This is a genomic window from Stenotrophomonas sp. Steno-C18 (assembly GCF_056393195.1).
Genome location: NZ_JBWJOX010000001.1, coordinates 239,142 through 250,401, shown reverse-complemented (window position 1 = coordinate 250,401; position 11,260 = coordinate 239,142). Strand labels below are relative to the sequence as shown.

The window sequence follows — 11,260 nt, the reverse complement described above, 5'->3', positions numbered from 1 at the left end:
TGCCGCAGCAGCCGTGCGTTGTGCTCACGGTTCCAGCAACGGGCGCAGGTCACGCGGCACGCGCGCCTCGGGGTAGTCCTGGACGAACTGGCGCAGGCTTGCGCGGGCGCCGTCGAAGTCACCGTTGTCGCGGCGTTCGCGGATGCGCTTGAGCCACTGGTGCCGCGACAAGCCACTGTCAGCCCCGATGTCGGCCACCTGCGCCTGTTCCCTGCGGGCTTCGACTGCCTTGGCGGTGGCCTTGGCACCGGCATGCGGGATGGGGGCGGACATGACGGGACGTGGCGTTTGCGGCGGTTGCGGGACGGACGTGCGGTCAGCGCCCGCGTCGGCGGCCGGGAACGCGTCGGCCTGTTGGTCGACCGGGGCGCTGATGGCTGCCGGCGCGGGCGCCGGAGGCGCTGGCGGAGCGGGCGGGAGGATGGCGGTGCTGTAGGCCGCCGGTGGGGCGATGACTTCCGCGGCGGCCGGCTCAGCGACGGGAGCGGCCGCGGCAGGCGCAGCCTGGGCCCGGGCCCGGGCAGGAGCCGGCGGGGGCGCCGGCACAGGCTCGGTTTCGGCCATGCCTGTGGCGGGCAGCGTCGCCTGGTTGGCGGCGGCATCGGCCGACTGCTGCAGCGGGGGAGCCTCGGCGGCGGGGGCATCAGCCGGCGCCGCCTGGGATTCCGTGGCGGCGGGCAGGGCCATGCCGGGTTGGGGCGGAAGCGGGCGCAACTGCCAGGCAAGGCCAACCACCAGGACCAGCGAGGCGACCGCCGCCAGCGAGGACACGACGCGGCGACGTCGTCCCCAGCCCGTGGTCCGGGGACGGACAGGCAGCGGGGCGGCGACCGGTGCCGCCGCCGGCGGGGTCTCCGCGGCCGGGGCTGCCGGTGCACGCGCCATCGCCAGGACGGCGGCGTCCAGGCCTGGGCCGGGGCCAGCGGCCGGGCCCGGACGACCGAGCAGCCGGGCCAGTTCGCGTTCTTCAGCGCTGAGCAGGTCAGACGTGTTCATTGGCTCAACCTCGCGCGCAGCTTGTCCATCGCATAGCGCAGCCGCGACTTGACGGTTTCCCGGCCCACGCCGGTGATCTGCCCGATCTCCTCCAGGCTCAATTCCTGCTCCAGGCGCAGGATCACGACCTCCTGTTGCTCCGGTGGCAGTTCGGCCAAGGCCTGGCGCAGTTCGAGCCGCTGGGCCTGTTCGTCCGCCAGCAGTTCAGGGGTGCAGGTGTCGGCCAGGCGCGCGGTGCGCTCATCGGCGTCGTCCGGGGCCACCGGGCGGTGGCGTGCAGCGCGCCAGTGGTCGTTCAAGCGGTTGTGCGCGATGCGGAACAGCCAGGTGGCGAAGGCCGCGTCGGGCCGCCAGCCGTTGCGGGCATGGATCATCTTCTGCCACACGTCCTGGAACAGCTCCTCGGCCAGCGAGCGGTCGCGCAACTGTCCGAGCAGGTAATGGAACAGCCGCGCCCGGTGGCGCGCATACAGTTCGGCGAATGCGTCGCCGTCGCCGTCGGCGTAGGCGAGCATCAGCGTTTCGTCGGAAGGGGATTGAACGGCGGTATCCACGCGGGAAGCGTAAGTGTTGCGGTGGAGCATGCCTAGTCGGCAAGGCCGGTGGATCGCGGCCTGTTCACGATTGTGAAGCGAAATATTTGCAGGTTTGAACCCGGCCGGGACGGTATGCTGGTTGATGGGGGGAGCTTCGGGGGAACCGGGGCCCAGAGAGACGGAATACATGACGTACAGCGAGTTGGAAACGCGTACCGAATCGACACAGGCCACCAGCCAGACGCCGCTGGAAAAGGTCGTGGCGACGCTGCAGGGACTGCTGCCTGCCGGGACTGCCGTTGCGGTGGCCTGGCGCGACGACGTGCTCGGCGAAGGGAGCTGCGTGCTGCCCGTGGATGCAACGGTGGCGCTGCAGCGGGCCCGGCGTGCCCTTGCCGATGCGCCAGCCGGCGACGATGGCCCCGCGCAGCGCTGCTTCGCCTGGGAGCATGCCAGCGGAGTGCGGCTGGCGGCGGTGATCGATGCGGCCGGCGCCTTGGCGCCGCACCAGTGCCAGGCATGGCAGGGTACGGCGCGGGTGTTGATCGGCTGCGCCATCGATTCGATGCGCCAGCACGTGGAGATCAAGCAGCTGCAGCGGGCGCGCCAGTTGCAGCGGGCGCTGTTCGAGATCGCCGACCTGGCCGGCGCGGACCTGGCGATGTCGGAGATGCTGGGCTATTTCCACCGCATCCTGTGTTCGCTGATGTACGCGGAGAACTGCTACATCGTCGAGTGCGACGAGCGCCAGGAGAGCCTGAAGTTCCTGTTCTACGTCGATACGCAGGACGACTTCGTGCCCGAGGCGGGGCGCAGCTACCACCATGACGAGATGCCCGGCAGCCTGACCTTCGCGGTGCTGCGCCATGGCCGGGTGATGAGCGGGCCGTCGCAGGAGCTGCACCGCTTCCTGGAGTATCCGCCGGATACCAGCGAGGGCGCGGAGAGCCTGGACTGGCTGGGCGTGCCGATGTGGCGCGACAACCGCGTCTGCGGCGCGATCGTGGTGCAGAGCTACGTGGGCGAGGACAGCTACGGCGAGGAGGAACGCGCGCTGCTGGACTTCGTGGCCAAGCAGATCCTGACCACGATGGACCGCCACCAGACGCACATGCAGCTGGAGGAGCGCGTGCAGCAGCGCACCCAGGAGCTGGAGCGCATCAACGTCCACCTGCAGGAGGAGATCGTCGAGCGCCGGCGCGCGGAGCAGTTGCAGGCCGCGCTGTTCAATATTTCCGAACTGGCGATGGGCGGGCTTTGCCAGGACGCGTTCCTTGCGCAGGTGCACGCGATCATCAGCGGGCTGCTGGACGCCAGCAATTTCTACGTGGCGATGGTCAGTGCCAGCGGTGACGGCATCGAGTTCGTCTACTCGGTCGACCGTTTCAACCGCGAACGTCCGTCACGGCCGTTCAGTGCCGGCCTGACCGAGTACACGCTGCGCCGGAGGGCGCCGGTGTTGGCCATGCGCGCGGATATCGATGCGTTGCTCGCCGCCGGCGCGGTAAGCGAATTCGGTGCCAAATCGTACTGCTGGCTGGGGGTTCCCTTGTTCAGCGACGACGAGGCGGTGGGTGTCATCGCCGTGCAGAGCTATGACCCGGAGACGGTGTTCACGCTGGATGACCAGCGCCTGCTGGTGTTCGTGGCGCGCACCATCGGTGCCGGCCTGACGCGACAGCGCGACCAGCAGCGCCTGATGCAGGCGCATGCGGACCTGGAACGACGGGTGATGGAACGCACCCGTGAACTGGGGGAGGTCAACCAGAAGCTGCTTGGCCAGATCGGCGAGCGCATGCGCGCCGAGCAGCGCTTGACCCACCTAGCCATGCACGACGTGCTGACCGGGCTGCCCAATCGCCTGCACCTGCAGGACCGCCTGGAACGCGCCATCGAGAATGCCGAGCTGGGCATCGCCCAGCATTTCGCGTTGCTGTTCCTGGACCTGGACCGTTTCAAGTGGGTGAACGACAGCATCGGGCATGCCGCCGGCGACCAGATGCTGGTCGAGGTGGCGCGGCGGCTGGTTGGATTGGTACGGGGCGAGGACGTGGTGGCGCGGCTGGGAGGCGACGAGTTCGCGTTGCTGGTCAGCTGCGAGCGCGGCGCCGATGCGGCGATGCAGTTGGGCCGCCGGCTGCTCAAGGCGCTGGAAGCGCCGATGTGGGTCGATGGGCGCGAGCTGTTCCCGTCCGGCAGCATCGGCATCGCCTTGTGGAACCCACGCTATACCTCGGGTGCGGACCTGCTGCGTGACGCTGATGCCGCGATGTACCGGGCCAAGCTGCGGGGCCAGGACCGCTGCGTGATGTTCGACGGTGCCATGCACGAGGAGGCGGTGCGCAGCCTGGAGCTGGAAGCCGACCTGCGGCGAGCGATCAAGAACCAGCATTTCATCCCGTACTACCAGCCGATCGTCTCCCTGCAGAGCGGCCAGGTGGTGGGTTTCGAGGCGCTGCTGCGATGGCGGCACGAGCGCCGTGGCCTGCTCACGCCCGGGGACTTCCTGGAGCTGGGGGAGGAGAGCGGGCTGATCGAGCAGGTGGACTGGCAGATCTACGAGCACGTGATCGGCGACCTGGCCAACAGCGCGGCCGGCTATATCTCGGTGAACGTGTCGCCGCGGCACTTCCGTTCGGTCGAGTTCGCCTCGCGACTGCTGGGCCTGCTGGATGCCGCGGGTGCGGACCCGGAGCGACTGCGGGTGGAGATCACCGAGATGGCCCTGCTTGACGACGCGCCGCGTACCCTGCAGACCCTGCACCAGCTGCGCGAGCGTGGCGTGGTGGTGCAGCTGGACGACTTCGGCACGGGGTATTCGGCGTTGTCGTACCTGCACCGGTTCCCGATCAGTGCGCTGAAGGTGGACCGCAGTTTCGTCGCCGGCCTGCATGCGGAGACCGGCAAGAGCACGATGGCGCTGGTCGAGGGGGTGCTGTCGCTGGCCCGCACGCTGGGCATCGAGACCATCGGCGAAGGCGTGGAGAACGACCGGCAGCTGCAGACCCTGCTGGAGCTGGGCTGCAGCTTCGGACAGGGGTATCTGCTGGGCTATCCGTCGCCGGGCGAAGCGGTGTTGCCGCGCGCTGTGGCGGGCTAGGGCAGGGGGGCGGATCGGGCGCCAGCTTCGCGGCCAAGGCCGCTCCTACGGCAGGCGCGCGGTAGGAGTGCCTCCAGACACTGCTTCAGCGCAGGGCGCTGCGCTTCTTCTCATCGAACCACTTGTCCGCCTGCGCCGGCGAATACGCGCGCATCCATTCCAGCATCTGCACGGCGTCGTCGCCGTACCACAGGTCCTCGCGCTGCTCCGGGTGCAGGAAGCGCTCGCTGACCATGGTGTCGATCATGTGGATCAGCGGCTTGTAGAAGCCGTCGATGTCGAGGAACGCGCAGGGCTTCTTGCCGATGCCGAGCTGGCGCCAGGTCAGCATCTCGAAGATTTCCTCGGCGGTGCCGAAGCCGCCGGGCAGGGCGACGAAGGCATCGGACAGGTCGAACATGCGCGACTTGCGCTCGTGCATCGAGCCGACGATCTCCAGCGTGGTCACGCCCTTGTGCGCCACTTCCATGTCCACCAGGTGCTGCGGGATCACGCCGGTGACTTCTCCGCCGGCCGCCAGCACGCCATCGGCCACCGCGCCCATCAGGCCGGTGCGGCCACCGCCATACACCAGGCGCAGTCCTTCGGCGGCGATGCGCTTGCCCAGCGCGGTGGCCTGTTCGACGTAGACGGGTTTGGCGCCGGGGTTGGAGCCGCAGTAGACGCAGATGGACTTCATGTGATGTTCCTGAAAAAGCGGGAGGTATTCCGTCCGGCACCGATGAACAGGCGCCGGGCCCGGAAAGTACAAAAGCAAGAAGGCTCCGCCGGGGCGGAGCCTTCTTTTCACAGGCCGATGGAGCTTAGTTGGCCTTGTGGATGGCGCGCTTGGTGACCGCCATCGCCGCGTCGTGCACTGCCTCGGACAGCGACGGGTGGGCGTGGCAGATGCGGGCCAAGTCGTCGGACGAGCCGCTGAACTCCATGGTCAGCACGCCTTCGTGGACCAGTTCGGAGACGTTGGCGCCCACCAGGTGCATGCCCAGCACGCGGTCGGTCTCGGCGTGTGCCAGCACCTTGACGAAGCCGGCCGGCTCGACCATCGCAACCGCACGGCCGTTGGCGGCGAACGGGAAGCTGCCAGCCTTGTACGGGATGCCCTCGGCCTTGAGCTGGGCTTCGGTCTTGCCGACCCATGCCAGTTCCGGCTCGGTGTAGATGACCCACGGGATGGTGTCGAAGTTGACGTGGCCCGGCAGGCCAGCGATCAGTTCGGCAACCGCGATGCCTTCCTCGAAGCCCTTGTGCGCCAGCATCGGGCCGCGCACGCAGTCGCCCACCGCCCAGACGCCATCGACGCCGGTGTGGCAGTGGTCGTCGACCACGATCTGGCCGCGCTCGTTGACCTGCACGCCGCTGCCATCGGCCAGCAGGCCCTTGGTGGCGGCGCGACGGCCGACAGCCACCAGCAGCTTGTCGACGGTCAGCGTCTTCTCGCCTTCGGCGTCGGTGTAAGTGACGATGACTTCCTCGCCCTTGATCTCGGTCTTGGAGACCTTGGCGTTGAGGCGGATGTCCAGGCCCTGCTTCTTGAATTCCTTGGCGGCGACCTTGGCCACTTCGGCATCGGCGGCGGCCAGGAATTCCGGCAGTGCTTCCAGGATCACCACTTCCGAACCCAGGCGCTTCCACACGCTGCCCAGTTCCAGGCCGATCACGCCGGCGCCGATCACGGCCAGGCGCTTGGGCACTTCGGTGAAGTCCAGTGCGCCGACGTTGTCGACGATGTGCTTGCCGTCGAACTTGGCGAACGGCAGTTCGATCGAATCCGAACCGGCAGCGATGATGACGTTGGTGCCCTTGAGCTCGACTTCGCTGCCGTCATGCTGCTTGACGGTGACCAGGTTGCCGGCCTTGAGCTGGCCGAAGCCGTAGTAGGTGGCGACCTTGTTGGCCTTGAACAGCTGAGCGATGCCGCCGGTGAACTGCTTCACGATGGCGTCCTTGCGGCCGACCATCTTGTTCACGTCGATCTTGGCGTCGTTGAAGCTGATGCCGTGCTGGTCGAAGATGTGGCCCATGTTCCAGTACTGGCGCGAGGAGTCCAGCAGCGCCTTGGACGGGATGCAGCCCACGCGCAGACAGGTGCCGCCCAGTGCCGGCTTGCCGTCCTTGCCCAGCGCTGCGTCGATGCAGGCGGTCTTCAGGCCCAGCTGTGCGGCGCGGATGGCGGCGTGGTAGCCGGCCGGGCCGGCACCGATGACGACGACGTCGAATTGTTCAGCCATTAGAGATTCCTTGTTTCCTATCCCTTCTCCCGCCGGGAGAAGGTGGCGCGAAGCGCCGGATGAGGGTGCCGCAGTCGTTCAATCAAAGACAAAGAGTCGTGATTCGAAACGGGCCGCCGCGAGTAGAGCAGGTGAACAGCGGGTGGTTTGCCTTGGCGGCTCGCGGCGGCTCGTTGATCTTCAATGAGCCGCAGACGGGCTGCTTGGCGCCCCCAACCCCTCTCCCGGAGGGAGAGGGGCTACAGGCCTGTTACAGGCCGAACAGCATGCGGCCCGGGTTTTCCAGCTGGTTCTTGATGTCCACCAGGAACTGCACCGAGTCCTTGCCGTCGATGATGCGGTGGTCATAGGACATGGCCAGGTACATCATCGGCGCGATCACGACCTGGCCGTTCTCGGCGATCGGACGGTCCTTGATGGCGTGCATGCCCAGGATGGCGCTCTGCGGCGGGTTGACGATCGGGGTCGACATCAGCGAGCCGAAGGTGCCGCCGTTGGTGACGGTGAAGGTGCCGCCCTGCAGTTCTTCCAGCGACAGCTTGCCGTCGCGGGCCTTCTTGGCGTAGTCGGCGATCGCCTTCTCGATGTCGGCGAAGGACATGCGCTCGACGTTGCGCAGCACCGGGGTCACCAGGCCCTTGTCGGTCGACACGGCGATGGAGATGTCCGAGTAGCCGTGATAGATGATGTCGTCACCATCGATGGAGGCATTGACCAGCGGGAAGCGCTGCAGCGCGTTGGCGGCGGCCTTCACGAAGAAGCTCATGAAGCCCAGCTTGATGCCGTGGGCCTTGACGAACTCTTCCTGCAGTTCCTTGCGCGCGGCCGACACCTTGGACAGGTTGACCTCGTTGAAGGTGGTCAGCATGGCGGTCGAGTTCTTCGACTGCATCAGGCGCTCGGCGATGCGCTTGCGCATGCGGGTCATCGGCACGCGTTCTTCCGGACGTGCGCCGCCGGCCTTGCCGACGCCGCCGTTGCGGGCGAAGTTGACGATGTCTTCCTTGGTCACGGCGCCGTGGCGGCCGGTGCCGGACACGTCAGCCGGGTTCACGCCTTCGGTGATGGCCGAGAAGCGGGCGCCCGGGGGCAGGCCGTCGGCGGCCGACTTGGCAGCCGGTGCCGGGGCGGCGGCTGCGGCCGGAGCAGCGGCGGCCGCAGCCGGAGCGGCAGCCTTCGGTGCTTCGGCAGCAGCCGGAGCAGCGGCGGCAACCGCGCCTTCCTCGATGATGGCCAGGATCTGGTTCGAGGTGACGGTGTCGCCTTCCTTGAACTTGATTTCCTTCAGCACGCCATCAACCGGTGCCGGCACTTCCAGCACGACCTTGTCGGTTTCCAGGTCGAGCAGGTTCTCATCACGCTTGACCGCTTCACCCGCCTTCTTGTGCCAGCTGGCGATGGTGGCGTCGGAGACGGATTCGGGCAGTACCGGTACTTTGACTTCGGTGGCCATGTGGCTGTTTTCCTGGTTTCGTTTTCTTGTGGAAAAAGGGGCTTATTCGGCGTAGTTGTCGTTGAAGGTGTTGACCAGTGCGTCGGCCAGCAACTGCGACAGTTCGCGCAGGTGGTCGGACATGTGGCCCACAGCCGGCGACGGCGAACGCGGACGGCCTGCGTAATGCAGCGACTGGCCATCGGCCAGGCATGCCTGCAGGTGGTGCTTGATCTGGTACCAGGCACCCTGGTTCATCGGCTCTTCCTGGCACCACACCACGTCGGCCTTGCCGTACTTCTTCAGCTCGGCGACCAGCGCCGGGCGCGGGAACGGATAGAGCTGCTCCACGCGGACCAGGGCGACGTCTTCCTGACCACGCTTGGTCACGTCCTCCAGCAGGTCGTAGTAGACCTTGCCCGAGCACAGCACCACGCGCTTGACCTTGCTGATGTCCTTGGCGGTGGTGTCGCTGATCAGGTGCTGGAACTCGCCATTGGCCAGTTCGTCCAGGGTCGAGACGGCCAGCTTGTGGCGCAGCAGCGACTTGGGCGACATGACGATCAGCGGCTTGCGGGTGTCCATGCGCATCTGGCGACGCAGCATGTGGAACGCCTGGGCCGGGGTGGACGGCACGCAGACCAGCATGTTCTCCAGCGCGCACAGCTGCAGGAAGCGCTCCAGGCGCGCCGAGCTGTGTTCCGGGCCCTGGCCTTCGTAGCCGTGCGGCAGCAGCAGGGTCAGGCCGGAGATGCGGCCCCACTTGGCTTCACCGGAGGCGATGAACTGGTCGATCACGACCTGCGCACCGTTGGCGAAGTCACCGAACTGGCCTTCCCAGATGCACAGGGTGTTGGGGTCGGTGGTGGAGAAGCCGTACTCGAACGCCATCACGGCTTCTTCGCTGAGCAGCGAATCGATGATGGTGGCCTGCTCCGGCGACTGGACCAGCTGGCGCAGCGGCAGGTAGTAGTTGTCGGTCTTCTGGTCGTGCAGGATCGCGTGGCGGTGGGTGAAGGTGCCGCGGCCCACGTCCTGGCCGACCAGGCGCAGGCTGTTGCCTTCGTCCAGCAGGGTGGCGTAGGCGAGGTTCTCGGCAAAGCCCCAGTCGCCCGGGATCTCGCCGGCGGCCATCTTGCGACGGTCGTCGTACACCTTGGCCACGCGCGAGTGCAGCTCCACGCCGTCCGGGACGGTGTTGATCATCGTGGCCAGCTGGGTCAGCTTGCCCATCTCGACCTGGGTGCTGACCGGGTCGGACAGCTTGCCGGACAGGTAGCGCGGCCAATCCACGTACATCTTGCTGGTGGTCGGGGTCTTCTCGACCACGGCCAGCTCGGTGGTGACTTCGCCCGAATCCAGCTTGTTGCGGTAGGCGTCGACCATTTCCTTGCCGGCACCGGCGGCGATCACGCCGGCGGCTTCCAGCTGCTCGGCGTAGAGCTCGCGGGTGGTCTTGTGCTTGCGGATCACCTGGTACATCAGCGGCTGGGTGATCGCCGGCTCGTCGGCCTCGTTGTGGCCCCAGCGGCGGTAGCAGACCAGGTCGATCACGACGTCCTTGTGGAACTGCTGGCGGAAGTCATAGGCCAGCTTGGCGGCGAACACCACCGCTTCCGGGTCGTCGCCGTTCACGTGCAGGACCGGGGCAGCGACCATCTTGGCGATGTCGGTGCAGTACAGGGTCGAGCGCGAGTCGTCGCGGTTGGAGGTGGTGAAACCCACCTGGTTGTTGATGACGATGTGCACGGTGCCGCCGACGGTGAAACCGCGGGCCTGCGACATCTGGAACAGCTCCATCACCACGCCCTGGCCGGCGAATGCGGCGTCGCCGTGGATCAGGATCGGCATCACCTGCTTGCGCGCGGTGTCGTTGCGGCGTTCCTGGCGCGAACGCACCGAACCGGCGACCACCGGGTCGGCGATCTCCAGGTGCGACGGGTTGAAGGCCAGGGCCAGGTGGACCGGGCCACCATCGCTGGCGACGTCGGCCGAGAAGCCCATGTGGTACTTCACGTCACCGGCGACGGCACGGTCGTCGTGCTCGAACTTGCCTTCGAATTCGTCGAACAGCTTGCGCGGGTTCTTGCCGAGGGTGTTGACCAGCACGTTGAGGCGGCCGCGGTGGGCCATGCCGATCACCACGTCCTTGACGCCTTCCTTGCCGGCGTCGCGGATGATGGTGTCCATCATCGGGATCAGCGAGTCGCCGCCTTCCAGCGAGAAGCGCTTCTGGCCGACGTACTTGGTGTGCAGGTAGCGTTCCAGGCCCTCGGCGGCGGTCAGGCGCTCGAGCGTGCGGCGCTTGGTGTCGGCATCGAGGTTGTAGTTGCCGCCGGCCTGCTCCAGGCGCTTGTACAGCCACTGGCGCTGCTCGACTTCGGCGATGTACATGAACTCGGCGCCGATGGAGCCGGTGTAGGTCGCCTTCAGGCGTGCCAGCAGGTCACGCAGCTTCATGCGCGGCTGGCCGCCCACGCCACCGGTGCTGAACTCGTCGTTGAGGTCGGCATCGCTGAGGTTGTGGAACGGCAGGCTGAGGTCCGGCGGGTTGGTCGGCGGGGTCAGGCCCAGCGGATCAAGGTTGGCGCCGAGGTGGCCGCGCGAACGGTAGGCGGTGATCAGGCGGCCGACGTTGCGCTCGCGCTCGTCGCCTTCGCCAGCGGAGAAGCCTGCGTTGAACGCGTTCTTGGCGGCTTCGGTGATGTGGGCGATGGCGGCAGAGTGCGGGACATCACCAGCTTCGCGGCCCTTGAAGCCGTCGAAGTAGGACTTCCACTTGGGGTCCACACTGTCCGGGGAGACGAGGTACTGCTCGTACAGGTCCTCGACATAGGAGGCGTTGCCGCCGGCGAGTTGCGATGACTGCGCAAACTGCTTCAGTAGATTGTCCACGATGGAGGGTCGGATTCGCTTGTGGGGTAATTCTGGGGAAACCGGCGGAGCCTGGCTGCAGCGCTCCGCGCGG

7 protein-coding genes are annotated in these 11,260 nt (G+C 67.1%); 1 reads left to right on the top strand and 6 read right to left on the bottom strand.

Annotation, left to right across the window (positions count from 1 at the left end; translation table 11 throughout):
- Window positions 1-24: 24 nt before the first annotated feature.
- Both AC06FE_RS01135 and AC06FE_RS01130 read right to left on the bottom strand, forming a co-directional pair.
- A complete protein-coding gene (locus AC06FE_RS01135) occupies window positions 25-996 on the bottom strand; it encodes a hypothetical protein (protein ID WP_478072015.1) in 972 nt (323 codons plus the stop codon).
- Window positions 993-1,580: an RNA polymerase sigma factor gene (locus AC06FE_RS01130; RefSeq protein WP_478072014.1), complete on the bottom strand. Its 588-nt coding sequence runs from the start codon at window positions 1,578-1,580 to the stop codon at window positions 993-995. The genes AC06FE_RS01135 and AC06FE_RS01130 overlap by 4 nt, the downstream gene beginning before the upstream one ends.
- 139 nt (window positions 1,581-1,719) lie before the next feature.
- Here AC06FE_RS01130 and AC06FE_RS01125 point away from each other — a divergent pair, with 139 nt between their 5' ends.
- Window positions 1,720-4,632 (top strand): bifunctional diguanylate cyclase/phosphodiesterase, encoded by a 2,913-nt coding sequence (locus AC06FE_RS01125; RefSeq protein WP_478072013.1) that lies wholly within the window; start codon window positions 1,720-1,722, stop codon window positions 4,630-4,632.
- A gap of 85 nt (window positions 4,633-4,717) precedes the next feature.
- Here AC06FE_RS01125 and AC06FE_RS01120 read toward each other — a convergent pair whose 3' ends face one another.
- From AC06FE_RS01120 to AC06FE_RS01105, 4 genes are all read right to left on the bottom strand, one after another.
- Window positions 4,718-5,311: an LOG family protein gene (locus AC06FE_RS01120; protein ID WP_132864302.1), complete on the bottom strand. Its 594-nt coding sequence runs from the start codon at window positions 5,309-5,311 to the stop codon at window positions 4,718-4,720.
- A gap of 124 nt (window positions 5,312-5,435) precedes the next feature.
- A complete protein-coding gene (gene lpdA / locus AC06FE_RS01115; protein WP_478072012.1) occupies window positions 5,436-6,860 on the bottom strand; it encodes a dihydrolipoyl dehydrogenase in 1,425 nt (474 codons plus the stop codon).
- A gap of 250 nt (window positions 6,861-7,110) precedes the next feature.
- Window positions 7,111-8,313, bottom strand: a complete 1,203-nt coding sequence (sucB, locus tag AC06FE_RS01110) for a dihydrolipoyllysine-residue succinyltransferase (RefSeq protein WP_323439513.1) — start codon at window positions 8,311-8,313, stop codon at window positions 7,111-7,113.
- A 42-nt stretch (window positions 8,314-8,355) separates the two neighbouring features.
- Window positions 8,356-11,187 carry a 2-oxoglutarate dehydrogenase E1 component gene (locus AC06FE_RS01105; protein WP_478072011.1) on the bottom strand — a complete coding sequence of 944 codons (2,832 nt, stop codon included), beginning with the start codon at window positions 11,185-11,187 and terminating at the stop codon, window positions 8,356-8,358.
- Window positions 11,188-11,260: the final 73 nt, after the last annotated feature.